The sequence below is a fragment of the Citrobacter sp. MGH105 genome, from assembly GCF_001037485.2.
Classification (GTDB): domain Bacteria; phylum Pseudomonadota; class Gammaproteobacteria; order Enterobacterales; family Enterobacteriaceae; genus Citrobacter; species Citrobacter portucalensis.
Genome location: NZ_CP073048.1, coordinates 308,318 through 334,462, shown reverse-complemented (window position 1 = coordinate 334,462; position 26,145 = coordinate 308,318). Strand labels below are relative to the sequence as shown.

The window sequence follows — 26,145 nt, the reverse complement described above, 5'->3', positions numbered from 1 at the left end:
TAAGGGCGAGTCATATCGCCCTGATTATTGAAAGGACGCAATAGTGAAAAAGTTTCTTCCCCTGGTTTTGCTGGCCTCGCTCTCCCCTGCTTTTGCCACTACTGTACAAAATCTCGATTCCATACCCTGTGCCATCCAACATCCGGAAGGTAAACAGATTTTCGCTGAACAAATGGCGGGAGCAACCCCTGCAAAAGGATTTGGTGAGCTTCCTCAGGGCTTATCTGAAAAGCAGTGGATTGCCTGGGTTGCACCGAATGAAGATCCTGGCAACCTGATCCTGACTGGTGCTAAATCTTGGGGAAAAGACGGTAAATATATTGGCATTGCCTGTTTCGCCGATAATAAGGCTGACGCCGAGCAAGCAAAAAAATACGCGGATAACACCTGCCCGGAAAACTACAGCAACGGGCGCGCTAATAAATTATATCTCGGCGTTTTTTCCTGGCAGAATCCACAGCTAACGCCGATTGCACGCTCGGAAAAACCGTTAAACCAGCTCTCAGAGTGGAATAAAGCCGCTGAAAAAGAGAACGATGATGAGTCCGTCAGACCGCTGGCTTATTATACAAAGCTGGATCTGGCACCGTACCGGATAGCACCCGATACCCTGGCATTCGGGGTACGGGGTGGATACTCCGATGCCTACTCCGGCGGCGGCGCATTTTATGAAGTGCTGGAACTCTACACCATCAAAGACAGCAAAATAATCAACGTGTTTTCTGACCTTGTTTATTACTATTCAGACATTGCCGGAGACTGGAATAAAGACGGCACAAGGCAGCACGACATCAGCGAAAGTAAGTACATTCTCAAAATGCGCTCGGCAAAGACGCACGGGTTTTATGACTTAGAGCGCGTTAACCTACAGGATAAAAGCAGCCAAATATTCCGCTGGTCCGAATCACTGCAGCGATATGCGCCATAACCTACCGGTCAGGCCTACATCGTTCAGAACGCTGTAGGCCATTATTCTTAGTACCCCGCCGTTAAATCATCCACGGAACGCGGGTCAGAAGCACCATACAGTGCGCCATCCGGTCCAACCATAATGCTCTGCGTGCTGCCCATCGCCTCTTTCAACGCTACTTTCTGTCCTTTTTGCTCCAGCAGCTTGATTGTATCCGGGCTAAAGCCCTTCTCGATACGCAGTTCATCCGGCAACCACTGATGATGGAAACGCGGCGCGTTGGTCGCTTCGGCGACGTTCATTCCGAAATCAATGCTGTTCACTACCATTTGCAGCACGGTAGTGATGATTCGGCTTCCACCTGGGCTGCCGGTAACCAGCCAGGTTTTCCCGTCTTTTACCACGATAGTCGGCGACATCGACGACAGCGGACGCTTCTTCGGTCCAACCGCGTTGGCATCACCGCCCACCAGTCCATAAACGTTCGGCACGCCCGGCTTAGCGGAGAAGTCGTCCATTTCATTATTCAGCAGAATACCGGTGTTACCCGCCACGATGCCGGTCCCGAAGGTGGTATTCAGGGTATACGTTACCGCCACGGCATTGCCGTCTTTATCCACTACCGAGAAGTGCGTAGTCTGGTTGCTTTCATACGGGGCGAGCTTGCCAGGTTTGATCTGGCTGGAGGGCTTAGCCTTGTTGATATCAATCTGATCGGCAAGCGTTTTAGCATAGGCTTTGTTGGTCAGCGCTTGCCACGGCACTTTCACAAAATCCGGGTCGCCCAGATATTCTGAACGGTCGGCGTAAGCATATTTCTCCGCTTCAGCCATAACCTGCATAGCATCGGCGCTGCCAAATCCGTACTTCTTCATATCGAAGTTTTCGAGAATATTGAGGATCTGCACGATGTGAATACCACCAGAGGACGGCGGCGGCATGGAGAAGACCTGATACCCGCGATAGTCACCGCTGATCGGCGTGCGCTCCACGGCTTTATAGCTGGCTAAATCCTCTTTGGTCATCAGCCCGCCGTTCTTCTGCATTTCCCCGGCTATCTGATCGGCAATTGCCCCTTTATAAAACGCATCCGGGCCATTCTCGGCAATCATTTCCAGGCTTTTCGCCAGATTCTTTTGCACCAGCTTGTCGCCCTTTTTCAGCGGCTCGCCGTCCTTCCAGAAAATGGCTTTGCTATTCTCGTGATTAGGGAGCACTTCGCTGCCATAGGTTTTCAGATCGTCGGCCAGCGCGTCATTAACCACAAAGCCCTCTTCCGCCAGCTTCATCGCCGGGCGCACCACTTTGTTTAGCGGCATCGTGCCGTATTTCTCCAGCGCCAGCGAGAAACCCGCCACGGTACCCGGCGTACCGGATGCCAGATGCGACGTCAGCGACTTTTTCGCATCGGCGTTGCCCTGCTCATCGAGGAACATGTCACGGGTCGCGCCAGCAGGCGCCATTTCACGAAAATCGATCGCGGTGGTGTTACCGTCTTTGGTACGCAGTAGCATAAAACCACCGCCGCCCAGATTGCCCGCCTGGGGATGCGTCACCGCCAGCGCATAGCCAACGGCCACGGCGGCATCGACGGCATTCCCACCCTGTTTAAGAATGTCCACACCAACCTGGGTAGCTAAAGCATCCACAGAGGCCACCATCCCATGCTTAGCACGTACGGGATGGAACACATCTTCCTCGACTCCGTAAGATACCGGCGGTGGCGCAGCCGGCGCGGCAGCAACGCTAAAACAACTTCCTGAGAGCAGAGCAGCAATGGCTACCCGGCGTAAAAACGTCGGTTTTATCATCGTTATTCTCCAGATGTATGGGGGTCTGCCCCCACTAAGCCTGGTGCATAACTCTGAAATAATCATCGTAACGGCGAGAAAGGAGTAAACTTAAGAGATCCCCGAGAGGAGAAAAGCGATGAAACGACTCTTACTTTTAGCCATGCTGTTGCCGTTTGCAGGCTTTGCACAGCCCATCAACACCATGAATAACCCGAACCAACCCGGTTATCAGATCCCGAGTCAGCAGCGTATGCAAACCCAAATGCAAACGCAGCAAATTCAGCAGAAAGGGATGCTCAACCAACAGTTGCAAACGCAGACGCGTATGCAGCAACAGCATCTGGAAAACCAAATTAACACCAACTCCCAGCGGGTCCTTCAGTCTCAGCCAGGCGAGTTGAATCCCAGCCAGCAGCAAATGCTGCCCAACAGCAACGGTGGGATGTTGAGTGGAACCCGTAACCCGGACAGCTCTCTGAATAAGCAACATATGCTGTCAGAGAAAAAGAACGGCGACATGCTGAAGCCCTCCAGCACGCCGCAGCCTAACGTTCCGTTAAAAACGATTGGGCCTTAAAAAGGTTGGAAATCCGGACCAATCGTATCAATGGCATCGGTACAGATGCAGTCCACGCCCCAGCGCAGCAGTTCCGCCGCGCGCTGGGGTCGGTTGACGGTATATACCAGAATACGTAGCCCCGCATCACGCAGCGCATCCACACGCGCTTCATCCAGCAGTTTGTGATTAAGATGAATAGAGACGCAGCCAAGCCGCGTGGTCAGCTCGCGCCAGTCCTCGCGCCATTCATCAAGCAGCAAGCCTCTCGGCAGTTCAGGTACCGCCTGCTGCGCCGCTTCAAGTGCATCAATTTCAAAGGATGACAATAGTGGCGGCGTCATTCCCGCCCACAGTTCCCGCGCGGCCAGCGCCACGACTTTGCCGGTTAACGTTCCGGTGCCGGTTGTGGGTTTAATTTCAATATTCGCCATCATACCGTGCTGACGGCAGCGCTCGGCCACTTGCGAGAGCAGCGGCAGCGGTTCACCTTTAAACTCACCGCTAAACCAGCCGCCGGCGTCCACGCGCAATAAATCCTGCCAGTTCAGCTCGCCTGCCACGCCCCAGCCGTTGCTGGTTCGCTCCAGGTTGTCGTCATGCAGTAAGAAGATCTCACCGTCTTTCGACAATTTAGCGTCAAACTCGATCATGGTATGCCCGTATCGCGCCCCCACGTCGATCGCCGCCAGGGTGTTTTCCGGGGCCAGCTTACCGCCGCCACGATGGGCGACAATATGGGGGTAAGGCCAGTTACTCATACACGTTGTCCTGTTTCGCCATCAAAAAGATGCAGATGTTCTTCCGGCAGATGCAGCCACAGCGTGCTGCCTGCCGTCGGGCGATGCTGATGCGCCAGTCGCACCACCAGCTTTTGCTCACCCCAGCGTCCGTGTGCCAGGTTATCTGCGCCCAGCATTTCCAGTGTATCAACAACCAACGGCACGCCGCCTTCGGCCTGCGAGCTTAGCGCAATATGCTCTGGGCGGATACCCAACGTCATTTTACGCCCAATAGCCTCTCTCGCGCTTCTGCCGATGGGTAGCGTCATGCCACCCTCCAGTTCAAAATGGGTGCCCGAGGTACTGATGCGCCCGTCCAGCAGGTTCATTGCCGGGCTGCCGATAAAACTCGCCACAAAGCGGCTGGCAGGTTTTTCATACACCTCAACCGGTGTACCTATCTGCTCGGCAATGCCTTTGTTCATCACCATCACCCGTTGGGCGAGGGTCATCGCTTCAACCTGGTCGTGCGTCACGTATAGCGAAGTGGTTTTCAGGCGGCGATGCAGATGTTGTAACTCCAGACGCATCTGTACGCGCAGCTTGGCATCGAGGTTAGAAAGCGGCTCATCGAACAGGAATACCGCTGGGTCGCGCACAATCGCTCGCCCCATCGCTACGCGCTGGCGCTGACCGCCAGAAAGTTCGCGCGGACGACGTTTGAGCAGCTCACCTAGCTCGAGAATACGCGCCGCCTCATTTACCCGCTCAGCAATGTGTTCCTTGCCCATCCCGCGGATTTTCAGCCCCCAGGCCATGTTTTCTTCCACACTCATATGCGGGTAGAGCGCGTAGTTTTGAAAGACCATCGCAATGCCGCGATCCTTCGGCTCCATCTCGGTGACGCGTTTATTATCAATCCAGATATCGCCACCGCTCACCCGTTCCAGCCCGGCCACCATCCGCAACAGCGTAGACTTTCCGCAGCCGGATGGGCCAACCATCACGATAAATTCCCCGTCCGCGACGTCCAGCGTCAGCGGTTTAATCACCTGGGTTTTGCCGTCCCAGCTTTTGGTTACTGCCTGTAGTTTTAAACCAGCCATTTTTATTTCTCACTATCGACCAGACCGCGTACGAAGGCACGCTGCATGGCTAACACGATGATTACCGGAGGGATAAGCGTCAGCAGCATGGCTGCCATTACCTGATTCCATTGGGTGGTGCCTTCACCAGTGGCAATCATGCCTTTGATACCCGCCACCGCAGTGCCCAAATTGACGTCGGTAATAATTAACAACGGCCACAAATACTGGTTCCAGCCGTAGATAAAGGTAATAACGAACAGCGCCGCCAGATTGGTTTTTGACAGTGGTAGTACGATATCGCGGAAAAAACGCATCGGTGACGCACCGTCAATACGCGCCGCCTCAACCAGCTCATCCGGCAGGGTCATAAAGAACTGTCGGAACAGGAAGGTCGCAGTAGCCGATGCCATCAACGGCAGCGTCAGACCCGCATAGCTGTCGAGCATTTTCAGGTTGGCGATAACCTCCACGGTGGGGAAGATTCGCACCTCAACCGGCAGCATCAGGGTGATAAAAATCATCCAGAAGAACAGGTTGCGCAGCGGAAAACGGAACCAGACGATGGCGAATGCGGAGAGCATGGAGACGGTGATTTTCCCTACCGTAATACTGAACGCCATGATGAAGCTGTTAAGCATCATCAACCAGAACGGCGCGCTGTTGACGCCCACACCGTTGACCCAGATGTATTTCATGTTCTCCAGCAACTGCGTGCCGGGAACCAGCGTCATCGGCGTTTCAAACACCGCTTTATTGTCCAGCGTCGCCGCGACAAACGCGACGTACAGCGGAAACAGGATCACCATAATCCCCATAATCAACATGGCATGGCTGAATATTGTCAGCCCACGACGGTTCTCAATCATTGGTAACGCACCTTACTTTCCACATAGCGGAACTGCACCACCGTCAAAATAATGACCAGGAACATCAGCACCACCGATTGCGCGGCCGAGGCGGAGAGATCCAGCCCAACAAAGCCTTCGCGATAGATCTTATAAATCAACGTCGTGGTCGCCTGTACCGGTCCACCCGCCGTGGCGGCATCGATCACCGGGAAGGTATCAAAGAAGGCATAAACCAGATTCACCACCAGCAGAAAGAAGCTGACCGGGGCTATCAGCGGCAGCGCCAGCTTAAAGAAGCGGCGAACCGGCCCTGCGCCATCAATCGCAGCAGCTTCGATCAGCGATCGCGGGATAGACTGCAGTGCGGCAAAGAAGAACAGGAAGTTGTAACTAATCTGCTTCCAGACCGACGCGAACACCACCAGAAACATCGCCTGACCGCTGTTTTGCGCATGGTTCCAGTCATAGCCAAACTCACCGAGAAAATGGGTAATCAGCCCGCGACCTGGGTTAAACAGGAAGATCCACAATACGGCGGCGACGGCAGGCGCGACGGCATAGGGCAACAGCATCAGCGTCTGGTAAAAACGGCTGCCGCGCACCACGTAATTCACCAGCGCCGCAAAAAATAACGACACCAGCAGACCGCTTACCGTGACTAACGTACTGAACTTAATGGTGGTCCAGAATGAGTCGAGGTAGTACGGGTCATGAAACAGCGCGACAAAGTTTTCCAGTCCGACAAACTGGCTAGAAAGACCAAACGGATCAACGGATTGTAGCGAGTACCACAGCGCTTCACCGGCGGGCCAGATAAAGAAAATAACGGTGATAACCAGCTGCGGAGCCACCAACAAATAGGGAAGCCAACGCGAGCGGAATACCGGACGGGATGAAGACATGTAGGTTCTTTTCCTGGAAGGTGCCGGATGGCGGTGCAAGCACCTTATCCGGCCTACAAACTACGAACTTGTAGGCCTGATAAGCGCAGCGCCATCAGGCACTTATACACTTAAGACTTGGTCGATTGCTCAAAGCGGCGCAGTAACTGATTGCCACGCTCAACGGCGGCATCCAGTGCCTGCTGCGGGGTTTTCTTCCCGGTCCAGACGCTTTCCAGCTCTTCATCCACAATAGTGCGGATCTGCGGCATATTGCCCAAACGCAGCCCTTTGGTGAACGGCAACGGCGGCTTGTTCAGCATCTCGCGGGTGGCAATATCAGCCCCAGGGTTCTTCTCATAGAAGCCCTGCTCACGGGTCAGGTCGTAGGCAGCGGTGGTGATCGGCAGATAGCCGGTCTTCTGGTGCCATTCGGCAGCAATTTCAGGCTTCGCCAGGAAGTTGAGGAACTGCGCCACGCCTTCGTAGGTTGCTTTGTCTTTACCCTGCATCACCCACAGGCTGGCCCCACCGATAATCGCATTCTGCGGCGCGCCCTTCACATCGGCATCGTACGGCATCATTCCGACGCCATAATTGAATTTAGCGTAGTGGCGGATGTCGGCCAGCGAACCGGAAGAGGCGGTGGTAATGGCACAATCTCCGTTGTAGAACTTCTCAGTGGATTCGTCCTTACGCCCGAAGTAGCTGAAATCACCTTTTTTGTTCAACTCCTCCAGCAGAGCGATATGTTTCACCTGTTCCGGTTTATTGAACTCCAGCACCGCGTCAGTACCGTCAAAGCCATTGTTTTTGGTTGCTACCGGCAGACCGTTCCAGGCGCTGAAGTTTTCAATCTGAATCCATCCCTGCCAGCCGCTGGCGTAACCGCACTTCATTCCTGCGGCTTTCAGCTTCGCGGTGTAATCCGCCAGATCCTGCCAGGTTTTCGGCGGCTGCTCAGGGTCTAAACCGGCTTTTTTGAAGGCATCTTTGTTGTAGTACAGCACCGGAGTGGAGCTGTTAAACGGCTGGGAGAGCAAGTGTCCGCTTTTAGAGTCGGTGTAGTAACCGGAAACGGTCGGTACGAACTGAGACTCATCGAAGTTAATGCCAGCCTCTTTGAATACTTCATAGACCGGTTTAATGGCTTTTGAGGCCATCATGGTTGCCGTGCCCACTTCATAAACCTGCAGCAGCGCAGGCGCGTTTCCGGTACGGAAAGCGGCAATTCCTGCACTCAGGCTCTGCTCGTAGTTACCTTTGTACTGCGGAACAATTTTGTAGTCGGGATTGGCTGCATTAAAACGTTGCGCCAGTGAATCAACTTCTTTACCCAGTTCGCCTTCCATTGAGTGCCAGAACGGGATAGTGGTGACCGCCAGTGCCTGACCTGCAAATGCCAGGCTAAGTGCCAGTCCTAAAGCTGTATGTCGTAACGATATCATCGGTTATCTCTCTTGTTGTGCCGGATGCGCGATATCACGCGTTTTATGCTCGCGGGGGTAACATGACATGCTCGAATGACAGAAAAATAACTTTTTTATTACAAAAAAAAGATAGTAAGGCGACAAACAGATGGCAAGGCGGTGAAAGCGTAGTGACAGGAAAATGCGGGGTGGTGCACAACAAAGCCGGATATCGCTATACCTTCTCCGGCCTGGATGGCGTTATCTGCTGCTCCAGCAAGGAAGATTAATCCCGACGCCAGCGTCGCTCATATTCATTCTGTAAACGCTGCTGCTCTCGCCGCTCACGTTCACGTTGGATATCCGATTTATCATCATCCCAGCCTGGGCATACCGAGCTGGTAAACACTTCGCAGGGCGAGTCGGATTGCGCTAACGGGTTGTCCGGTTTCTCTTCCCAGATAGCGGGATCGCGCGGGTCAAACGCTGGCGGTGTTGAGGCCAGGGTAGTTAATGAAAGCGTCAAAAACAAACTGCCAATCATCATGCAGGTACCTGAACGAATCATCCTTTCTCCATGTTCATTTTATTATTGATAACTATTCTCAATAATAACATAGAGCAATAAAAAGGGGCCACAGCGGCCCCTTGTCTATTCAGAGAATGATTAACCGCCCAGATACGCGCTTCGCACCGCTTCGTTAGCCAGTAACGCATCACCTGTGTCTTCCAGCACCACATGACCGTTTTCCAGCACGTAGCCGCGATCGGCGAGCTTCAGCGCCTGGTTAGCGTTCTGTTCGACGAGGAAGATGGTCATCCCCTGTTCGCGCAGCTGTTCGATGGTGTTAAAAATCTGCTGGATGATAATCGGCGCCAGACCCAGCGACGGTTCATCAAGCAGTAGCAGCCTCGGCTGGCTCATCAGCGCGCGGCCTATCGCCAGCATCTGCTGTTCACCGCCGGACATCGTTCCCGCACGCTGAATACGACGCTCATGCAGACGGGGAAACAGGTCATACACCCATTTGATGCGTTCCTGAAACTGGTCCTTTTCGGCAAAGAAGCCGCCCATCGCCAGGTTCTCTTCCACCGTCATGCGGGAAAACACGCGACGCCCTTCCGGCACAATCGCTACCGCTTCGCGCATGATTTTCGCCGTCTGCCAGTCGGTAATGTCTTTACCATCAAAGACGATTCGCCCACTGGTCGCTCGCGGGTCGCCACACAATGTGCCGAGCAGCGTGGTTTTTCCCGCGCCGTTAGCACCAATCAGAGTAACGATTTCACCCTGGTTGATATACAAGCTGACGTCGTGCAGCGCCTGTATCTTGCCGTAGTGGGCGTTGACTTTGTCGAACGATAACATCGCCTTATCCATATTAATCCTCGCCCCCATTATGCTTCACCTAAATAGGCGCGGATAACATCCGGGTTATTACGAATCTGTTCCGGCGTCCCATTTGCCAGCGGCGTGCCTTGGTTCACCACGTAAATACGGTCGGAAATCCCCATCACCAGCTTCATGTCGTGCTCAATCAACAAAATGGTGGTGTTGTGATGGTTACGCAGTTCAGCAATCAGCTCGTCCAGCTCCTTGGTCTCTTTCGGGTTGAGTCCAGCAGCGGGTTCATCGAGCATCAGGATTTCCGGCTGGGTCACCATGCAGCGGGCTATTTCCAGACGGCGCTGGTCGCCGTAGGCCAGGTTACTGGCCTGACGGTTGGCGTGCTCCAGCAAGCCAATACGCTCCAGCCAGGTGGCAGCGCGATCCAACGCTTCACTCTGCGCACGACGGAACGACGGGGTTTTCAACAGGCCGGAGAAGACGCCGGTTTTCAGTTGCTGATGTTGCGCCACCAGCAGGTTTTCAATCACCGTCATTTCGCGAAACAGACGCACGTGCTGAAAAGTACGCACCACGCCCATACGCGCGATTTGCTGACCCGGCAGCCCTTCCAGGTGCTGGTCGCGCAGCTTAATCGTCCCGCCGGTCGGCTTATAAAAACCGGTCAGGCAGTTGAAGACCGTGGTTTTCCCCGCGCCGTTCGGGCCGATTAACGAGACAATCTCCTGCGGTCGCAGTTCCAGTTCAACGTTGTTTACCGCCAGCAGACCGCCGAAGCGCATCATCAGGCCGTTAACGGATAATAATGGCTGACTCATGCCTGCTCTCCTTTTGCTTCCCCGTTTTTCAGCTTCAACTGTGGACGGGTCATCGGCAACAAGCCCTGCGGACGCCAGATCATCATCAGTACCATTAAACCACCCAGCATTAACATGCTGTATTCGTTGAAATCACGCATCAGTTCGCGTGACACCACCAGCAGGATAGCTGCGAGGATGACCGCAAACTGCGAGCCCATTCCGCCCAGTACCACAATCGCCAGCACAAAGGCCGACTCGGCAAAGGTGAAGGATTCCGGGCTGACGAAGCCCTGGCGCGCGGCAAACAGCGTACCGGCAAAACCGGCAAACGCGGCGCTGATGGTAAAGGCTGTCAGCTTGATACGCGTAGGGTTTAAGCCCAGAGAACGACAGGCAATTTCATCTTCACGCAGCGCTTCCCACGCACGACCCAGCGGCATACGCAGCAAACGGTTGATAACAAACAGCGAGAAGACCACCAGCAGCAGCGCCACCAGATAGAGGAAAATGACGCGGTCAGACGGATCGTACTTGACGTTAAAGAAGTTGCTGAAGGTATCCCAGCCGCCTTCACGGGCGGTACGGCTGAACTCCAGACCGAAAAAGGTCGGTTTCGGGATCTGGCTAATACCGTTTGGACCGCCGGTTACTTCGGTGTTGTTGAGCAGCAGGATGCGGACGATTTCGCCGAAGCCTAAGGTCACAATCGCCAGATAATCACCGCGCAGGCGCAGTACCGGGAAGCCGAGCAGGAAGCCCGCAGCAGCGGAAACCAGTCCCGCCAGCGGCAGACAGGTCCAGAAGCCGAGTCCGTAATAGTGGTTCAGCAGCGCGAAGGTGTAAGCGCCGATGGCATAGAAGCCGCCGTAGCCCAGCACCAGCAGGCCGGAAAGCCCCACCACCACGTTTAAGCCGAGGCCGAGGATGATATAAATCATCGTCAGCGTGGCGATATCCACCGTACCGCGCGAGACCATAAACGGCCACGCCACGGCAATCACCAGCAGCGCCACCAGGAACAGCTTCTGTTTAACGGTGGAGCCGTCAATCGCCGGCAGAATAAATTTCGGTCCGGAGACGCTCTTCAGGCCTTTCTGGAAGGCTGGACGCAGCAGTTGGAAAAGAAAGACCACGCCAGTGCCGATAAATACCCACTGCCAGCGGATATCCGCGGCGGTATCGACCACCAGCTTGGTACCGTCCAGCTCTAACTGAACGCCCATAAAGACGCCCGCCAGGACGAAGAACATAGCGGCAGAGAGCAGCGCCATTGCAAAATGCATCGGTTTCATACTTTCTCTACCTCCGGGCGACCCAGAATACCGGTCGGCATCACCAGCAGCACCAGAATTAGCAGCGCGAATGAAACAACGTCTTTGTATTCAGTACTCAGATAAGCAGAGGAGAGCGCTTCCGCAACGCCCAGAATCAGGCCGCCGATCATCGCGCCAGGAATACTGCCGATGCCGCCCAGTACCGCCGCGGTAAAGGCTTTCATCCCGGCCATAAAGCCGATGTAAGGGTTAATTACGCCATAGAACTGACCGAGCAGCACGCCCGCAACCGCCGCCATTGCCGCGCCAATCACAAAGGTCAACGCAATCACGCGATCGGTGTTAATGCCGAGCAGGCTGGCCATCTTCAGGTCTTCGGCACAGGCACGGCAGGCGCGGCCCATACGGGAGTAACGGATAAACAGCGTCAGCGCCAGCATCGCCAGGAAGGTTACGATCCAGATAACCAACTGCATGGTGGTGATGGAAGCAGAGAAGTTATCGCTACTGCCGACAGTCCACTGGCCATTAAACAGGCTGGGCAGCGCCACGTCGCGCGAACCTTCCGTCAGGCTGACGTAGTTTTGCAGGAAGATGGACATCCCGATAGCGGAAATCAGCGCGATCAGGCGCTTGGAGCTGCGCACGGGCCGATACGCCACGCGTTCAATGCTCCAGCCGTAGGCGCTGGCAATCACAATCGCGCCGACGAAGCCCGCCGCGACCAGTAGCCAGCTGGAATCGATGCCCATCATCATTAGCGCTGCGATGATCATAAAGGAGACATAGCTGCCGATCATATACACCTCGCCGTGGGCGAAGTTGATCATGCCGATAATGCCGTACACCATCGTGTAACCGATGGCGATCAGCGCGTAGGTGCTTCCCAGCGTGACGCCGTTAAACATCTGCTGCAAGAAATAGAGGAACTGCTCGGACATAAGGTAACCTTTTTAAACCCGCCCGTTTTGCACGGGCGGTGGGATAACTCGTCTTCAGGTATTACTTCGCGACGGTCGAAGAACCGTCTGCATGCCACTGGAAGACACCAAACTCAAATCCCTTCAAATCGCCTTTTTCGTCCCATTTCAGCGGCCCAATCACGGTATCAGCCCCGTGTGCTTTCAGATCTTTCACCAGGTCCAGCGGCTCTTTGCTACCGCTGCGATCCATTGCTGTCGCCAATGACTGGACGGCTGCATAAGTGATCCACACGTATGGTCCGGTTGGATCTTTCTTGTCAGCTTTGAGCGCATCGACGATAGCCTTATTCGCCGGATCCTGGTCATAGCGTTTTGGCATGGTTACCAGCATGCCTTCAGCAGCATCACCGGCAATATTAGACAGCGACGCGTTGCCCACGCCCTCCGGGCCCATAAACTGGGTTTTCAGCCCAACGGAGCGCGCCTGGCGCAGCATTTGCCCCATTTCCGGGTAGTAGCCACCGTAATAAACAAAGTCGATATTTTCTTTTTTCAGGCGAGCGATCAGCGCAGAAAAATCTTTTTCCCCGGCGGTGATACCGTCAAAGAAAACGATGTTGGCTTTGCCCGCTTTCAGGCTGTCTTGCACCGAACGCGCCAGACCTTCACCGTATTGCTGTTTATCGTGAATGATGGCGATACGCTGTGGCTTCACCTTCTCCAGAATGTATTTCGCGGCGGTCGGCCCCTGAGAGGAGTCCAGACCCGCTGTACGCATAATGTGAGCGTAACCGCGCTGGGTCAGTTCCGGGTTTGTGGCACCCGGAGAAATCATCAGAATGCCTTCATCTTCATAGATATCTGATGCGGGCTGCGTTGAAGATGAGCACAGATGTCCAATAACGTACTGAATACCGTCATTGACGATTTTGTTCGCTACCGCAACGGCCTGTTTCGGATCGCAGGCGTCGTCATATTCCACAGCGACCAGTTTGTCGCCTTTGACCCCGCCTTTGGCATTGATATCTTTAATGGCCTGACGTGCGCCATTAAATTCCATATCGCCCCACTGCGCGACCGGACCTGACATCGCGCCGACAACAGCGACCTTGATATCTTCCGCCATGACCGCGTGTGACATTGCCAGTGCTATCACCCCTGCGATGATTGTTTTCGCATTCCGTTTCATTACCTGAATCCCCATTCGTGACGTAATTAATATTTTGTATTTATGTGGTTAAAAAGCAGTCTGTGCTTTTTTTGAACTACACTATTTTTACCAGTCTCATTAATGGTTTAGCGCAGTTTTTTAAGCAAAATAAGGCTAAAATCTCTATTTTTCAGTCGATTAAGAAAAGATAATATTCTGCTTTTCACTATAGATAAACAAAAAAAAGCACGTTTGTCAGCATAAAATAACGGTACAAAGAGCCGAATAAAATGCTGCATTCCAGGGTATTATTCTGCCTGTTTTTCAATCTCTACGGTTTCAAACTGTCATTACCGTTGTTACAAAATTATTAATCTGGTTATTCACATAAAAAAGAGAAAGCATCCGGGCGAATTATTTCGGTACACTCATTCCATCTTTTGTGATTTGGACATGCTGTTAATGAAGCTGACCATCGTTCGTTTAGATAACTTTAGCGACCAGGACCAGATTGATCTGGGCAAAATCTGGCCGGAATATTCCGCCTCATCATTAAGCGTAGATGAAACGCACCGGATCTACGCCGCACGCTTTAACGAGCGTCTGTTAGGCGCAGTTCGCGTAACCCTGAGCGGCACGCAAGGTGCATTAGATTCATTGCGCGTACGCGATATCACCCGCCGTCGCGGCGTCGGGCAGTATTTGATCGAAGAAGTCATCCGGGAAAACCCTGACGTGAGTTCATGGTGGATGGCCGACGTCGGCGTTGAAGACCGCAGCGTGATGGCCGCGTTTATGCAGGCGTTAGGGTTTACAGCCCAGGAGAATGGCTGGGAAAAAAGATAAAAAAGCCGGATGGCGCTGACGCTTATCCGGCCTACATGCTGGGAGCAAAAAATAAAAAACCACCTCGCAATTTTCCAAGAATTTCACGTTGCAGGAAGGCGGCAAGTTATGAAGTCCCCGGGAGCTTACATAAGTAAGTGACCGGGGTTGAATAACGTAGCCAACGCATCTGCAGCGCGAAAGGCGCCTGGAAAATTATTTGGCGTCGGTCGCCGTCCCGTTTGCATGCCAGTCAAACACGCCGAATTCGAAGCCTTTCAGATCGCCCTTCGCATCCCATGACAGCGGCCCCATTACGGTTTCCACTGAGTTTGCTTTCAGGTATTTGGCAATTTCAGCCGGGTCGTCAGACTGGTTCAGACCGGCCTGCAAGGATTGCAGCGCGGCGTAAGTGGTCCATACGAATGCACCGCTCGGATCCTGTTTCTTGGCTTTGATCGCGTCCACTATCGGTTTGTTCGCCGGAACCTGATCGTAGTTCTTCGGTTTCGTTACCAGTAAGCCTTCTGCAGACTCACCCGCGATGTTAGACAGCGACACGTTCGCAACCCCTTCTGGTCCCATAAACTGGGTTTTCAGACCCGCAGCGCGTGCCTGGCGCAGAATCTGCCCCATTTCCGGGTGGTAACCACCGTAGTAAACGAAATCGATATTCTCTTTCTTCAGGCGCGCTACCAGCGTCGAGAAGTCTTTTTCACCGGCGGTGATCCCGTCGAAGAACACCACGTCAGCGTTGGCTTTCTTGAGGTTGTCCTGCACGGAACGCGCCAGGCCTTCACCGTACTGTTGTTTGTCGTGAACGATCGCAATGCGCTTCGGCTTCACTTTTTCAACGATATATTTGGCAGCGGTTGGTCCCTGATCGGAATCCAGACCGGTGGTACGCATCACCAGGTTATAACCGCGCGCGGTCAGCTCCGGCGCCGTTGCCGCTGGGGTGATCATCAGAATGCCTTCGTCTTCATAGATATCTGATGCAGGCTGAGTGGAAGACGAGCACAGGTGGCCGATAACATATTTAATCCCGTCGTTGACCACTTTGTTAGCTACCGCTACCGCTTGTTTCGGGTCACAGGCATCGTCATATTTCACCATGACCAGTTTGTCGCCTTTCACGCCGCCTTTGGCGTTGATATCTGCAATCGCCTGCTCTGCGCCAGTAAATTCCTGATCGCCATACTGCGCTACCGGACCGGACATCGCGCCGACGACGGCAACTTTAATATCCTTAGCAAACGCCATATTGCTCAAAGACAGGGCGATACATCCTGCCAATAACGCTTTACCCTTCATATTCATCCTGACAATCCCCATTATTGTGGTTATTACGTGTGTTGTGATGTTGTTGCTCAGCACTTTATTTCGATTATTGGATAGCCACCCGTGCTTTAGCAGCATACTCTGCTAAAACATACCCGATTTTTATTATTTTGGAATAGCTAAATTTGACATGCAGATAACAACTTGATGACAAAAAGCTTAAACGTCAGGAGAGAGGGGAAGAGATAAAAACAAAAAACCCCGGATTTTCATCCAGGGTTTATCAGCATTTCCAGTTCGGCTGGAAGATTACGCTTCGATCGCCGCGCGCAGTTTTTTCATGGCGTTCTTTTCAAGCTGACGAACACGTTCAGCGGAAACGCCGTAGCGATCGGCCAGTTCCTGCAACGTCGACTTGTTGTCTTCGTCCAGCCAACGGGCACGAATGATGTCCTGGCTACGCTCGTCCAGACCTTCCATTGCGTGAGTCAGTTTGTTCGCGGCCTGATCTTCCCAGTTATCTTCTTCAATGCCGTCGGCAAAGTTAGAAGATTTATCCTGCAGATACAGCACCGGGGCCATCGGCTGGCTGTCAGACTCGTCGTCTGAAGACATGTCAAACGTCATGTCCTGCGCCGCCATACGGGATTCCATTTCGCGCACGTCTTTGCTGGAAACACCCAGCTCGCGAGCAACCATTTCAACTTCGTCCTGGTTAAACCAGCCCAAACGCTGCTTGGTTTTACGCAGGTTAAAGAACAGCTTACGCTGTGCTTTGGTGGTCGCAACTTTAACGATACGCCAGTTACGCAGAACGTATTCGTGGATCTCAGCTTTGATCCAATGCACGGCGAAGGAAACCAGGCGCACACCCACTTCCGGGTTGAAACGGCGCACGGCTTTCATCAGGCCGATATTACCTTCCTGAATCAGATCCGCCTGCGGCAGGCCATAACCCGCATAATTACGAGCAACATGAACAACAAAGCGCAGGTGAGACAGGATCAGCGTTTTAGCTGCTTCCAGATCGCCCTGGTAATGCAGCTTTTCAGCCAGTGCCCGCTCCTCGTCAGCCGACAACATCGGCCACGCGTTCGCAGCCCGGATGTAAGATTCCAGGTTACCAACAGGGGCTAAAGCTAAATTTTGCATTTCTTTGGTCATTCAAATCCTCTCAATCTTTTCATCTGGCGCATTGGCTAAAAACTAATTAACAAAAACCAGTAGCAACAACCATGCCAGAGCTTATGAGCAACGAGAATATCATTCAATCTTTTATCAGACAGTGATTTTATCCACAAGTTCCATGTCGTAATGTGTATAGATTACGCACAAAATGTGACATCACAATGAATACGCCGGGAAGAGATCACAGGGACTCTTTCCCTGCAGAGCGAACTACTCAGTGCAGGGAAAGATTATACCAGAGATTTTTTAATCGGGGGTAAAGTGGCGTAAATGTTGAACCGTGGCAAGCCAGGCTGCCACCCAGCCAATCATTGAGCACACCAGCAGCAATAACAGGCACTCATCGAATGATAAGCCATTGATATCAAACTTGGTTCCAAATACCTGTGCCACCTCAGTCACCGCTGACGACAGACGCATCACCAAAATTTCTGACAAAATCAGTGAAAGAAATGCACCGGAAAAACCGAGCAGTGCACCGCCGTAGAGGAACGGACGCAAGATAAATCCATCCGTCGCGCCAATCAGTTTTTGCACGTTAATGGTATCGCGACGCGCAAAAATACTCAGCCGCACGCTGTTACCGATGACGAGGAAGACCGCCGCCACCATCAGCACGCCAATCATCGCGGAAACGCGTCCGACAAGGCCCGTCAGCGCCGCCAGGCGAGCGAACCAGCTGTCATCCATTCGCACTTCATCAATACCGTTGATTTGTGCGATGCGGTCACGCAGCGTGTTCAGCGACTCCGTACCCTGAAAGTCCAGTTTCGGGATAACAACCGCCACGGCCGGAAGCGGGTTCTCTTCCAGCATATCCAGCGCGCCGCCAAAGCCAGACCAGTTGCGGAATTCACCCAGCGCGTCGTCACGAGAAAGATAATTCACTTTCTCCACGCCCTGCTCGGCCTGCAACTGACCAACCACCCGCGCCGCCGCATCATCATCCAGCGTTTTTTGCAGGTAAACGGTGATCTGCGGAGACGGATAATACTGGCTTGCCGCATGGTTTACGTTCTTATAAACCATGTAGCACACGCTTGGCAGCGTCAGGGAGATGGCAATAACCATCACCGTCAGAAACGTCGCCAGCGGCTTGCTTTTCAGGTCCTGTAACGCGCCCTGAAACGCATAACGTACCTGCTCGTTAAAGACATTGGTTTTACGCGAATTCGGCTTTGGCGCGGCTTTCGCACGCTTTGGCGTGTTGCGACCGCCGTCACCCGGCGCACCGCCCGATTTACGAAAGCGATCCAGTCGGCCACCGAACTGTTTGATTTGGTTAATAGCGTCACGTCTATTCATGCGCCAGGCCTCCATGCAGATGTCCATCGCTCAGAACCATTTGGCGATAGGAGCGACGGGAGATCAGGCCAATATCGTGCGTGGCCATTAATACCGTGACCCCGACGCGGTTAAACTCTTCGAACAGGCGAAGGATCCCTTCTGACAGCGCGTCATCCAGGTTCCCCGTCGGTTCATCCGCCAGCAGCACCGCAGGTTTGTTCACCACCGCACGGGCGATGCCGACGCGTTGTTGTTCACCGCCGGAGAGCTGAATCGGGAAGTTTTTCGCTTTGTCCAACAGCCCGACCTTATCCAGCGCCGCTGACACGCGACGACGAATATCGTCCCCGCTGGCACCCGCGATGATCAGCGGGATTGCCACATTGTCAAACACGGTTCTGTCCATCAACAGGTGGTGATCCTGAAAAATCATGCCAATCTGACGACGCAGAAACGGCACTTCACGGTTTTTCAAACGGCTGATGTCATGCCCGCTAAAGTAGATTTTCCCGGCGCTGGGCCGTTCAATTCCACAAATCAGCTTCAGCAGGGTACTTTTCCCCGCGCCGGAGTGGCCGGTCAGAAACGCCATCTCGCCAGGCTGCATATGGAAGGTCACTCCCTGCAGCGCTTGTCTCCCACCGAGATAGGCCTTGCTGACATGTTCAAAGCGAATCATTGTTAATCCTCTCGGGCAAAAAGTGCCTCTATAAAATCGTCCGCTTTAAACGGACGTAAATCCTCGATACGTTCGCCCACACCGATATAGCGGATAGGGATGCCAAACTGATCGGCTACCGAGAAGATAACCCCGCCCTTCGCCGTACCGTCCAGCTTGGTCAGGGTGATACCGGTTAAGCCCACCGCTTCATGGAACAGTTTGGCCTGGCTTATCGCATTCTGCCCGGTGCTGGCGTCGATAGTCAGCATAACTTCATGCGGCGCATCTTCGTCCAGCTTCTTCATGACGCGAACGATTTTTTTCAATTCTTCCATCAGGTGCGATTTATTCTGCAAACGCCCTGCGGTATCAGCGATCAGCACATCCACATTACGCGCCTTCGCCGCCTGGATGGCATCAAAGATAACGGACGCGGAATCCGCGCCAGTATGCTGAGCAATCACCGGGATGTTGTTACGCTGACCCCAAACCTGCAGCTGTTCTACCGCCGCCGCACGGAAAGTATCACCTGCCGCCAGCATTACCGATTTACCCTGCTGCTCAAACTGACGCGCCAGCTTACCAATAGTGGTGGTTTTGCCCACGCCGTTGACGCCAACCATTAAGATAACAAATGGTGTTTTGCCATCAACATTCAGCGGTTCGTCAACCTTCGCCAGAATCTCGCCCATCTCTTCTTTCAACAGACCGTACAGCGCTTCCGCATCTTTAAGCTGCTTGCGGCTGGCGCCTTCCGTCAGATTCGCAATGATTTTGCGGGTCGTTTCTACACCCACATCAGCGATCAGCAGTTGCTCTTCCAGCTCTTCAAACAGATCATCGTCGATCTTTTTACCACGGAACAGACTGATAAATCCGGAACCGAGGTTTTCTTTTGTTTTCAGCAGGCTGCGTTTCAGGCGCGCAAAGAAACCTTCTTTGGTTGGTTTTTCCTGCTCCTGGACCGCCTCTTCTTCTACCGGTTCTTCTACCGGCACCACCATAACCGCTTCTTCAGCAGCCTCAGCGGCCAGCGCCTGTGCTTCCAGATCTTCGTCGGTCAGCTGCGGTTCGTTTTCAGCTTCTTCTTCAGCCGCCTCAACGATTTCCACGGTTTCCGCTTCGGCCTGCCACTCTTCGGCAGAAACTTCTTCAGTTTTCACCTCTTCCGGCAGCGGCAATTCTTCGCGTTCGATAACCACCGCTGCTGGCGTTTCCACTACAGTTTCAGCAACGGGTTCAGCAACCGGCTCAATCTCCGGCTGCACTTGTTCGGCGACAGGTTCGACTTCCGGCTGCAGTTTTTCGATTTCCGCAACCTGTTCAGTTACTTCAACGACTTCAGCTGCAAAGGCTTGCGTTTCAGCCTCGCTACGGGTTTCCTCGACGTGCGGTTGTTCGTCAACGACGGTAGTTTCTTCAGCAACCGGTTGTTGTTCTTCGTTTTTTACTTCTGTCTCGTTTTCCGGTGCCTGCTCTTTTTGACCAAAGCCCAGCCAGGAAAAAAAGCCACGTTTTTTCTCTTTCGCCATTTGCGACTACACTCCCCCGCTGTTGCTTCATGGCACAGCGTCAACGCTATGTACATAGCAGCTAAAAAAATGATGAAATAGTCTATCACTTAACTTAACTCACATCACCGCCTGGAATGACATGCTATAGGCGGATTGAGCAATAATAGAAATGAAAAAACCGAATCACTCTGGTAGCGGCCAGATCCGCATTATTGGCGGGCAATGGCGTGGCCGTAAACTCCCGGTTCCGGACAGTCCCGGCCTGCGTCCGACCACCGACCGTGTGCGCGAAACGTTGTTTAACTGGCTGGCCCCGGTAATGGTCGATGCTCACTGTCTGGACTGCTTCGCCGGCAGCGGCGCGCTGGGGCTGGAAGCCCTCTCTCGCTATGCGGCAAATGCGACGCTTCTGGAGATGGATCGCGCGGTATCTCAGCAGCTACAAAAGAATCTCGCCACGCTGAAAGCCTCTCACGCCCGCGTCGTCAACACCAATACGCTGACATTTTTGGCTCAGGCAGGTACGCCGCATAACGTGGTATTTGTTGACCCGCCGTTTCGCAAAGGATTACTGGAAGAAACATTAACGCTTCTGGAAACTCATGGCTGGCTGGCAAATGAAGCGTATATTTACGTTGAAAGCGAAGTAGAAAACGGCTTACCGCCGGTTCCGGTGAACTGGTCGCTATACCGTGAGAAAGTCGCCGGACAGGTCGCCTATCGCCTGTACCAACGTGAAGCACAAGGAGAGCACGATGCTGATTAACCTGGGACGCCTGCTGATGCTGTGCGTCTGGGCATTTTTACTACTGAATATTTTCCAACCCTTTCCACGCCCGCTTAACATCTTCGTTAACGTCGCACTGATATTTATGGTGCTGATGCATGGCATGCAGCTGGCGCTGCTAAAAAGCACCATGCCTAAAGATGGCCCGCAGATGACCAACGGAGAGAAAATCCGTATTTTTCTGTTCGGCGTCTTTGAGCTACTGGTGTGGCAGAAGAAGATTAAAGATCAGTTGAAGAAGTAGCTGTGATCTTTTCGCCCGGCGGCACGTTGCGGGCCGGGGCGAAAAATCTGTAGGCCGGATAAGGCGTAAGCCGCCATCCGGCATCAGTCAGATGACACCTTAGCGTTCAAGCGTAAAATCAACAAATCGCGAACCTTTGTAACTCAGCGTGCCTTTATCCCCGACCGTTAATGCGTGGTACTGCTGCGCATCCAGACGAAACGTCTGCTCCATCCCCCCGTTTTGTGGCTTAAAGCTGGCTTCATAGCGCATGCTGGTTCCTGCCGGGCTCACTTCCTGCTGATGGGACCGCCGATCGTTTAGCGGTTTTTCCCGTTTGTTACTTACCACCACCTGCTTTTGCACCAGCGGCGCCGCATCATTATCGGCTTTTTCTCGCCGCTGCTGAACAAAGCGAAACGACGCAGCGATAACGATTAAGACAATGATAACAATGAAAAAAAGTGGTGGTTTGCTCATATTATTAACCCATCAGAAAATGCGGAAATAAGCATACATCGCCTGTTATGGTGTTGTCATCTGGCTGTGTCGACCTCTACACTGGACAGTAGAGCCGTGAGCACCCCGCTTACGAAAAAATAACGAATTCAAGGAACTAAGATGCTTTGGTCGTTTATCGCTGTCTGTCTTTCCGCATGGTTGTTCGTGGATGCTTCCTATCGTGGACCTGCCTGGCAACGCTGGGTCTTTAAGCCCCTGACGTTACTCCTGCTGGCGCTGCTGGCCTGGCAGGCGCCAATGTTTAACGCTATCAGCTATCTGGTGCTGGCTGGCCTGCTTGCCTCGCTGCTGGGCGATGCGCTGACGCTGTTACCGCGCCAACGCCTGCTGTACGCCGTGGGGGCATTCTTCCTGTCGCATCTGCTGTACACCATCTACTTCGCCAGCCAAATGACGCTGTCATTCTTCTGGCCTTTGCCGTTGGTGCTGGTAGTGCTGGGGGCGTTGCTGATCGCCGTGATCTGGACGCGTCTGGAAGAGCTGCGTGTCGCTATCTGCACCTTTATCGGCATCACGCTGATGATGGTCTGGATGGCCGGTGAGCTGTGGTTCTTCCGCCCGACCGCCCCGGCGCTGTCGGCATTTATGGGCGCATCCCTCCTGTTCATCGGCAACATTGTCTGGCTGGGTAGCCATTACCGTCGCCGCTTCCGCGCCGATAACGCCATTGCCGCCGCCTGCTACTTCGCCGGACATTTCCTGATTGTTCGTTCGTTGTATCTTTAAAACGCTTGACTCTGGAGTCGACTCCAGAGTGTATCCTCCGGTTAATACGAAATGATTATCAACCGGAGGATGCCATGTCGACACCCGATACCCGTGGCAAAAAAGTCCCACAATTCTCTTCTTTCAAGCCAGCGCCTGCACCACAAAAGGCGGATGACTGCTGCTGCGAAGGAAGCTGCTCCACTACACCAACCGTATCCGATACCGTAATAGGTACCCGCTATTCCTGGAAAGTGGCAGGCATGGACTGCGCAGCTTGCGCCCGCAAAGTAGAGAATGCGGTCCGCCAGGTCAGCGGCGTCAACCAAGTCCAGGTTCTGTTCGCCACTGAAAAACTGGTGGTCGATGCCGGTTCCGATATCCGCCAGCAAGTTGAAAACGCGGTGCAAAAAGCAGGCTATACCCTGCGCGATGAGCACGCGACGGACGCCGCTCCCGAGTCACGTTTTAAAGAAAACCTGCCGCTGATTTCGCTGATTATCATGATGGCGATTAGCTGGGTGCTGGAGCAGTTCAATCATCCCTTCGGTCAGATAGCGTTTATCGCCACCACGCTGGTCGGCCTGTATCCCATTGCCCGTCAGGCCCTGCGTCTGATGAAAACCGGCAGCTACTTTGCCATTGAAACGTTGATGAGCGTCGCCGCCATTGGCGCACTGTTTATCGGCGCGACGGCGGAAGCCGCCATGGTGCTGCTGCTGTTTTTAATTGGCGAGCGTCTGGAAGGTTGGGCCGCCAGCCGCGCCCGTAAAGGGGTCAGCGCACTGATGGCGCTCAAACCGGAAACCGCCACACGCCTGCATAACGGCGAGCGCGAAGAAGTGGCTATCAATACCCTCCGGCCTGGCGATGTTATTGAGGTTGCCGCGGGTGGGCGTTTACCTGCCGACGGCAAACTGGTCTCCGGCTTTGCCAGCTTTGATGAGAGCGCCCTGACCGGCGAATCGATCCCAGTTGAACTCGCCACCGGCGAGAAAGTCCCGGCGGGTGCCACCAGCGTGGATCGTCTGGTTACGCTGGAAGTGCTCTCCGAGCCGGGTGCCAGCGCGATTGACCGTATTCTGAAGCTGATTGAAGAAGCGGAAGAACGCCGCGCTCCCATTGAGCGCTTTATTGACCGTTTCAGCCGGATTTACACTCCAGCCATTATGGCGGTTGCGCTGCTGGTCACCCTCGTACCGCCACTGCTGTTTGCCGCATCCTGGCAGGAGTGGATTTATAAAGGGCTGACGCTACTGCTGATTGGCTGCCCTTGTGCATTGGTGATTTCAACGCCCGCAGCCATTACCTCTGGTCTGGCCGCTGCGGCGCGTCGTGGGGCATTAATCAAAGGCGGAGCCGCGCTGGAACAGTTGGGTAGAGTCACTCAGGTGGCGTTTGATAAAACCGGCACCCTGACCGTCGGTAAACCACGCGTCACGGCGATTCATCCGGCAAGCGGTATTGGTGAGGCTGAACTGCTGGCACTAGCGGCAGCGGTAGAGCAAGGCGCGACGCACCCGCTGGCACAAGCAATTGTTCGGGAAGCACAAACGCGCGAGCTGTCTATTCCTGTCGCAAAAGAGCAACGGGCGCTGGTTGGCTCTGGAATTGAAGCGCTGGTCAACGGCGAACGCGTACTGATTTGCGCCGCCGGTAAGCAGCCTGCCGATGCCTTTGCCGGGCAGATTAGCGAGCTGGAAAGCGCGGGCCAAACGGTGGTGTTGGTGCTGCGTAACGATACCGTTCTCGGCGTACTGGCCTTACAGGACACGCTGCGCGATGACGCTCGCAGCGCCATCAGCGAGCTTAATCAGATTGGTGTGAAAGGGGTGATCCTGACCGGTGATAACCCGCGTGCGGCCGCCGCCATTGCCGGTGAACTGGGCCTCGAATTCAAAGCAGGACTCTTGCCAGAAGATAAGGTGCAGGCCGTTACCCATCTTAACCAACAGTCGCCGCTGGCGATGGTCGGCGACGGCATCAACGACGCTCCGGCAATGAAAGCGGCCACAATTGGTATTGCGATGGGAAGCGGGACCGACGTCGCGCTGGAGACCGCCGATGCCGCTCTGACCCACAACCGTCTGCGTGGTCTGGTGCAAATGATTCAGCTGGCGCGGGCTACCCACGCCAATATTCGCCAGAACATTGCGATTGCGCTGGGCCTGAAGGGGATTTTCCTCGTCACCACGCTGCTCGGGATAACCGGATTGTGGCTGGCGGTGCTGGCGGATACGGGGGCAACGGTACTGGTGACCGCTAACGCGCTGCGGTTGTTGCGTAAAGGGTAACCTGTAGGCCGGATAAGCGTTAGCGCCATCCGGCATAACAAGATTACTGCCCTTTGCGCACTAAATAGCGGTACGGCAGAGAGTCGGTCTCTTTGGCCACCAGTTCATGCTCCATAAAGGTACAGAAGCCGGGAATATCGCGGGTTGTCGCCGGATCGTCGGCGACAATCAGCAACGTTTCACCCGCCTGCATACCGCGCACAGTTTTACGCACCATCATTACAGGTTCCGGGCAGCGTAGTCCCTGGGCATCAAGCGTATGGTCGGGAGAGGTAAACAGATCGCTCATCGTAGTCTCATTCATGCAAAAACGGCGTTATTTTACGCTCTGTTGTGGCGTAAGCCAATCAGGTTAACGATTGCGTGAAAAACAACCATTGCAATGTGCTCTTAAAGCAGTATCATGCGACGGTTTTTTATTGGGTTCCCTCACCCCATCCAACAAAAAGGTCACAATATGACTCCGTTTACACAATCTCAGCGCGTAAAAGCGTTGTTTTGGCTATCGCTATTTCATCTGCTGGTGATCACCTCCAGCAACTATCTGGTGCAGCTACCGATCTCCATTTTTGGTTTCCATACCACATGGGGCGCTTTTAGCTTTCCGTTTATTTTCCTCGCGACCGACCTGACCGTGCGTATTTTTGGCGCGCCGTTGGCACGACGTATCATCTTTGCGGTGATGATCCCCGCGCTGCTGATCTCCTATGTTGTGTCATCACTGTTCTATATGGGGTCGTGGCAGGGGTTCAGCGCGCTGCTGCACTTTAACCTGTTTGTCGCCCGTATCGCTGCAGCCAGCTTTATGGCTTACGCGCTGGGACAAATTCTGGATGTGCATGTCTTTAACCGCCTGCGTCAGAACCGCCGCTGGTGGCTAGCGCCGACGGCTTCCATGCTGTTTGGCAACATCAGCGATACGTTGGCCTTTTTCTTTATCGCTTTCTGGCGTAGCCCGGATGCCTTTATGGCCGAGCACTGGATGGAAATCGCGCTGGTCGACTACTGCTTCAAGGTACTGATCAGCATTATTTTCTTCCTGCCGATGTACGGCGTACTGCTGAATATGTTACTGAAAAGGCTGGCAGATAAATCTGAATTATCTGCATTGCAGACGAGTTAAAGGTTCATTTTCCGAGTTGTGATAAGATGGTCG

General features: G+C 53.8%; 27 protein-coding genes and 1 pseudogene. 9 read left to right on the top strand and 19 right to left on the bottom strand.

Going from position 1 to position 26,145, the window contains the following annotated elements:
- The first annotated feature begins 43 nt into the window (after positions 1 to 43).
- Positions 44 to 928: a hypothetical protein gene (locus SK35_RS01560; protein WP_048215388.1), complete on the top strand. Its 885-nt coding sequence runs from the start codon at positions 44 to 46 to the stop codon at positions 926 to 928.
- A 47-nt stretch (positions 929 to 975) separates the two neighbouring features.
- On the opposite strand, the gene ggt is transcribed toward SK35_RS01560, so the two are convergent.
- Positions 976 to 2,721, bottom strand: a complete 1,746-nt coding sequence (gene ggt / locus SK35_RS01555) for a gamma-glutamyltransferase (protein ID WP_048215387.1) — start codon at positions 2,719 to 2,721, stop codon at positions 976 to 978.
- 118 nt (positions 2,722 to 2,839) lie between these two features.
- On the opposite strand from ggt, the gene SK35_RS01550 reads away from it, so the two are divergent.
- Complete coding sequence (locus SK35_RS01550; RefSeq protein ID WP_048215386.1) at positions 2,840 to 3,280, top strand: DUF2756 family protein; 441 nt, start codon at positions 2,840 to 2,842, stop codon at positions 3,278 to 3,280.
- Here SK35_RS01550 and ugpQ read toward each other — a convergent pair.
- The 11 genes from ugpQ to livK all read right to left on the bottom strand — a co-directional run bounded on the left by ugpQ (position 3,277) and on the right by livK (position 13,741).
- A complete protein-coding gene (gene ugpQ / locus SK35_RS01545; RefSeq protein ID WP_003827589.1) occupies positions 3,277 to 4,020 on the bottom strand; it encodes a glycerophosphodiester phosphodiesterase in 744 nt (247 codons plus the stop codon). The two genes, SK35_RS01550 and ugpQ, sit on opposite strands and share 4 nt — an antisense overlap.
- Positions 4,017 to 5,087 (bottom strand): sn-glycerol-3-phosphate import ATP-binding protein UgpC, encoded by a 1,071-nt coding sequence (locus SK35_RS01540; protein WP_048215385.1) that lies wholly within the window; start codon positions 5,085 to 5,087, stop codon positions 4,017 to 4,019. Before SK35_RS01540 ends, ugpQ begins: the two co-directional genes overlap by 4 nt.
- A gap of 2 nt (positions 5,088 to 5,089) precedes the next feature.
- Complete coding sequence (gene ugpE, locus SK35_RS01535; RefSeq protein ID WP_003023450.1) at positions 5,090 to 5,935, bottom strand: sn-glycerol-3-phosphate ABC transporter permease UgpE; 846 nt, start codon at positions 5,933 to 5,935, stop codon at positions 5,090 to 5,092.
- Positions 5,932 to 6,819, bottom strand: coding sequence for a sn-glycerol-3-phosphate ABC transporter permease UgpA (ugpA, locus tag SK35_RS01530; protein ID WP_048215384.1), 888 nt, complete (start codon positions 6,817 to 6,819; stop codon positions 5,932 to 5,934). The genes ugpE and ugpA overlap by 4 nt, the downstream gene beginning before the upstream one ends.
- 110 nt (positions 6,820 to 6,929) lie before the next feature.
- The gene (gene ugpB / locus SK35_RS01525) at positions 6,930 to 8,246 is read right to left on the bottom strand and encodes a sn-glycerol-3-phosphate ABC transporter substrate-binding protein UgpB (protein ID WP_048215383.1); all 1,317 of its coding nucleotides are present in this window, start codon (positions 8,244 to 8,246) and stop codon (positions 6,930 to 6,932) included.
- A 247-nt stretch (positions 8,247 to 8,493) separates the two neighbouring features.
- Positions 8,494 to 8,775, bottom strand: a complete 282-nt coding sequence (locus tag SK35_RS01520; protein ID WP_048215382.1) for a hypothetical protein — start codon at positions 8,773 to 8,775, stop codon at positions 8,494 to 8,496.
- Between the two features lie 99 nt (positions 8,776 to 8,874).
- On the bottom strand, positions 8,875 to 9,588 hold the full coding sequence (livF, locus tag SK35_RS01515) for a high-affinity branched-chain amino acid ABC transporter ATP-binding protein LivF (RefSeq protein ID WP_003827581.1): 714 nt from the start codon (positions 9,586 to 9,588) through the stop codon (positions 8,875 to 8,877).
- Positions 9,589 to 9,605: 17 nt separating this feature from the next.
- Positions 9,606 to 10,373 carry a high-affinity branched-chain amino acid ABC transporter ATP-binding protein LivG gene (gene livG, locus SK35_RS01510; RefSeq protein WP_003023438.1) on the bottom strand — a complete coding sequence of 256 codons (768 nt, stop codon included), beginning with the start codon at positions 10,371 to 10,373 and terminating at the stop codon, positions 9,606 to 9,608.
- Positions 10,370 to 11,647: a branched chain amino acid ABC transporter permease LivM gene (gene livM / locus SK35_RS01505; RefSeq protein ID WP_048215381.1), complete on the bottom strand. Its 1,278-nt coding sequence runs from the start codon at positions 11,645 to 11,647 to the stop codon at positions 10,370 to 10,372. Before livM ends, livG begins: the two co-directional genes overlap by 4 nt.
- Positions 11,644 to 12,570: a high-affinity branched-chain amino acid ABC transporter permease LivH gene (gene livH / locus SK35_RS01500; RefSeq protein ID WP_003827575.1), complete on the bottom strand. Its 927-nt coding sequence runs from the start codon at positions 12,568 to 12,570 to the stop codon at positions 11,644 to 11,646. Before livH ends, livM begins: the two co-directional genes overlap by 4 nt.
- Positions 12,571 to 12,631: 61 nt before the next feature.
- A complete protein-coding gene (gene livK / locus SK35_RS01495; protein ID WP_003023433.1) occupies positions 12,632 to 13,741 on the bottom strand; it encodes a high-affinity branched-chain amino acid ABC transporter substrate-binding protein LivK in 1,110 nt (369 codons plus the stop codon).
- 423 nt (positions 13,742 to 14,164) lie between these two features.
- On the opposite strand from livK, the gene panM reads away from it, so the two are divergent.
- Positions 14,165 to 14,548: an aspartate 1-decarboxylase autocleavage activator PanM gene (gene panM, locus SK35_RS01490; protein ID WP_003827573.1), complete on the top strand. Its 384-nt coding sequence runs from the start codon at positions 14,165 to 14,167 to the stop codon at positions 14,546 to 14,548.
- Positions 14,533 to 14,660: pseudogene (locus SK35_RS27100) on the top strand (hypothetical protein). The gene panM and the pseudogene SK35_RS27100 overlap by 16 nt, the downstream one beginning before the upstream one ends.
- A gap of 83 nt (positions 14,661 to 14,743) precedes the next feature.
- On the opposite strand, the gene livJ reads toward SK35_RS27100, so the two are convergent.
- The 5 genes from livJ to ftsY form a co-directional block, all read right to left on the bottom strand.
- Complete coding sequence (gene livJ / locus SK35_RS01485) at positions 14,744 to 15,847, bottom strand: branched chain amino acid ABC transporter substrate-binding protein LivJ (protein WP_139153507.1); 1,104 nt, start codon at positions 15,845 to 15,847, stop codon at positions 14,744 to 14,746.
- Between the two features lie 270 nt (positions 15,848 to 16,117).
- Complete coding sequence (gene rpoH / locus SK35_RS01480; RefSeq protein WP_003023425.1) at positions 16,118 to 16,972, bottom strand: RNA polymerase sigma factor RpoH; 855 nt, start codon at positions 16,970 to 16,972, stop codon at positions 16,118 to 16,120.
- Positions 16,973 to 17,242: 270 nt separating this feature from the next.
- Positions 17,243 to 18,301 (bottom strand): permease-like cell division protein FtsX, encoded by a 1,059-nt coding sequence (gene ftsX, locus SK35_RS01475; RefSeq protein WP_020996073.1) that lies wholly within the window; start codon positions 18,299 to 18,301, stop codon positions 17,243 to 17,245.
- Positions 18,294 to 18,962: a cell division ATP-binding protein FtsE gene (ftsE, locus tag SK35_RS01470; protein WP_003023420.1), complete on the bottom strand. Its 669-nt coding sequence runs from the start codon at positions 18,960 to 18,962 to the stop codon at positions 18,294 to 18,296. The genes ftsX and ftsE overlap by 8 nt, the downstream gene beginning before the upstream one ends.
- A 2-nt stretch (positions 18,963 to 18,964) precedes the next feature.
- A complete protein-coding gene (gene ftsY, locus SK35_RS01465; protein ID WP_048215380.1) occupies positions 18,965 to 20,476 on the bottom strand; it encodes a signal recognition particle-docking protein FtsY in 1,512 nt (503 codons plus the stop codon).
- A 151-nt stretch (positions 20,477 to 20,627) separates the two neighbouring features.
- Here ftsY and rsmD point away from each other — a divergent pair, with 151 nt between their 5' ends.
- Complete coding sequence (gene rsmD / locus SK35_RS01460; RefSeq protein WP_032945257.1) at positions 20,628 to 21,224, top strand: 16S rRNA (guanine(966)-N(2))-methyltransferase; 597 nt, start codon at positions 20,628 to 20,630, stop codon at positions 21,222 to 21,224.
- Positions 21,214 to 21,489: a DUF1145 family protein gene (locus SK35_RS01455; protein WP_003023415.1), complete on the top strand. Its 276-nt coding sequence runs from the start codon at positions 21,214 to 21,216 to the stop codon at positions 21,487 to 21,489. The genes rsmD and SK35_RS01455 overlap by 11 nt, the downstream gene beginning before the upstream one ends.
- A gap of 99 nt (positions 21,490 to 21,588) precedes the next feature.
- Here SK35_RS01455 and SK35_RS01450 read toward each other — a convergent pair whose 3' ends face one another.
- Entirely contained in the window at positions 21,589 to 21,948 is a 360-nt protein-coding gene (locus SK35_RS01450; protein WP_048215379.1) for a DUF2500 domain-containing protein, read from the bottom strand.
- Positions 21,949 to 22,089: 141 nt separating this feature from the next.
- Here SK35_RS01450 and SK35_RS01445 point away from each other — a divergent pair, with 141 nt between their 5' ends.
- Positions 22,090 to 22,716, top strand: a complete 627-nt coding sequence (locus SK35_RS01445) for a lysoplasmalogenase (RefSeq protein WP_003827558.1) — start codon at positions 22,090 to 22,092, stop codon at positions 22,714 to 22,716.
- Positions 22,717 to 22,790: 74 nt separating this feature from the next.
- Entirely contained in the window at positions 22,791 to 24,989 is a 2,199-nt protein-coding gene (gene zntA / locus SK35_RS01440; protein ID WP_048215378.1) for a Zn(II)/Cd(II)/Pb(II) translocating P-type ATPase ZntA, read from the top strand.
- A gap of 43 nt (positions 24,990 to 25,032) precedes the next feature.
- Here the strand turns inward: zntA and tusA are convergent, their stop codons facing one another.
- The gene (gene tusA / locus SK35_RS01435) at positions 25,033 to 25,278 is read right to left on the bottom strand and encodes a sulfurtransferase TusA (protein WP_003827551.1); all 246 of its coding nucleotides are present in this window, start codon (positions 25,276 to 25,278) and stop codon (positions 25,033 to 25,035) included.
- 168 nt (positions 25,279 to 25,446) lie between these two features.
- Between tusA and SK35_RS01430 the strand changes: the two genes are divergently transcribed.
- On the top strand, positions 25,447 to 26,112 hold the full coding sequence (locus tag SK35_RS01430; RefSeq protein ID WP_048215377.1) for a 7-cyano-7-deazaguanine/7-aminomethyl-7-deazaguanine transporter: 666 nt from the start codon (positions 25,447 to 25,449) through the stop codon (positions 26,110 to 26,112).
- Positions 26,113 to 26,145 lie beyond the last annotated feature (33 nt).

What these genes read in the sequence shown, in the direction of transcription:
- ggt (WP_048215387.1), bottom strand. Translation starts at nt 2,721, where the DNA reads ATGATAAAACCGACGTTTTTACGCCGGGTAGCCATTGCTGCTCTGCTC.
- SK35_RS01550 (WP_048215386.1), top strand. Translation starts at nt 2,840, where the DNA reads ATGAAACGACTCTTACTTTTAGCCATGCTGTTGCCGTTTGCAGGCTTT.
- ugpQ (WP_003827589.1), bottom strand. Translation starts at nt 4,020, where the DNA reads ATGAGTAACTGGCCTTACCCCCATATTGTCGCCCATCGTGGCGGCGGT.
- SK35_RS01540 (WP_048215385.1), bottom strand. Translation starts at nt 5,087, where the DNA reads ATGGCTGGTTTAAAACTACAGGCAGTAACCAAAAGCTGGGACGGCAAA.
- ugpE (WP_003023450.1), bottom strand. Translation starts at nt 5,935, where the DNA reads ATGATTGAGAACCGTCGTGGGCTGACAATATTCAGCCATGCCATGTTG.
- ugpA (WP_048215384.1), bottom strand. Translation starts at nt 6,819, where the DNA reads ATGTCTTCATCCCGTCCGGTATTCCGCTCGCGTTGGCTTCCCTATTTG.
- ugpB (WP_048215383.1), bottom strand. Translation starts at nt 8,246, where the DNA reads ATGATATCGTTACGACATACAGCTTTAGGACTGGCACTTAGCCTGGCA.
- SK35_RS01520 (WP_048215382.1), bottom strand. Translation starts at nt 8,775, where the DNA reads ATGATTCGTTCAGGTACCTGCATGATGATTGGCAGTTTGTTTTTGACG.
- livF (WP_003827581.1), bottom strand. Translation starts at nt 9,588, where the DNA reads ATGGATAAGGCGATGTTATCGTTCGACAAAGTCAACGCCCACTACGGC.
- livG (WP_003023438.1), bottom strand. Translation starts at nt 10,373, where the DNA reads ATGAGTCAGCCATTATTATCCGTTAACGGCCTGATGATGCGCTTCGGC.
- livM (WP_048215381.1), bottom strand. Translation starts at nt 11,647, where the DNA reads ATGAAACCGATGCATTTTGCAATGGCGCTGCTCTCTGCCGCTATGTTC.
- livH (WP_003827575.1), bottom strand. Translation starts at nt 12,570, where the DNA reads ATGTCCGAGCAGTTCCTCTATTTCTTGCAGCAGATGTTTAACGGCGTC.
- livK (WP_003023433.1), bottom strand. Translation starts at nt 13,741, where the DNA reads ATGAAACGGAATGCGAAAACAATCATCGCAGGGGTGATAGCACTGGCA.
- panM (WP_003827573.1), top strand. Translation starts at nt 14,165, where the DNA reads ATGAAGCTGACCATCGTTCGTTTAGATAACTTTAGCGACCAGGACCAG.
- livJ (WP_139153507.1), bottom strand. Translation starts at nt 15,847, where the DNA reads ATGAATATGAAGGGTAAAGCGTTATTGGCAGGATGTATCGCCCTGTCT.
- rpoH (WP_003023425.1), bottom strand. Translation starts at nt 16,972, where the DNA reads ATGACCAAAGAAATGCAAAATTTAGCTTTAGCCCCTGTTGGTAACCTG.
- ftsX (WP_020996073.1), bottom strand. Translation starts at nt 18,301, where the DNA reads ATGAATAGACGTGACGCTATTAACCAAATCAAACAGTTCGGTGGCCGA.
- ftsE (WP_003023420.1), bottom strand. Translation starts at nt 18,962, where the DNA reads ATGATTCGCTTTGAACATGTCAGCAAGGCCTATCTCGGTGGGAGACAA.
- ftsY (WP_048215380.1), bottom strand. Translation starts at nt 20,476, where the DNA reads ATGGCGAAAGAGAAAAAACGTGGCTTTTTTTCCTGGCTGGGCTTTGGT.
- rsmD (WP_032945257.1), top strand. Translation starts at nt 20,628, where the DNA reads ATGAAAAAACCGAATCACTCTGGTAGCGGCCAGATCCGCATTATTGGC.
- SK35_RS01455 (WP_003023415.1), top strand. Translation starts at nt 21,214, where the DNA reads ATGCTGATTAACCTGGGACGCCTGCTGATGCTGTGCGTCTGGGCATTT.
- SK35_RS01450 (WP_048215379.1), bottom strand. Translation starts at nt 21,948, where the DNA reads ATGAGCAAACCACCACTTTTTTTCATTGTTATCATTGTCTTAATCGTT.
- SK35_RS01445 (WP_003827558.1), top strand. Translation starts at nt 22,090, where the DNA reads ATGCTTTGGTCGTTTATCGCTGTCTGTCTTTCCGCATGGTTGTTCGTG.
- zntA (WP_048215378.1), top strand. Translation starts at nt 22,791, where the DNA reads ATGTCGACACCCGATACCCGTGGCAAAAAAGTCCCACAATTCTCTTCT.
- tusA (WP_003827551.1), bottom strand. Translation starts at nt 25,278, where the DNA reads ATGAGCGATCTGTTTACCTCTCCCGACCATACGCTTGATGCCCAGGGA.
- SK35_RS01430 (WP_048215377.1), top strand. Translation starts at nt 25,447, where the DNA reads ATGACTCCGTTTACACAATCTCAGCGCGTAAAAGCGTTGTTTTGGCTA.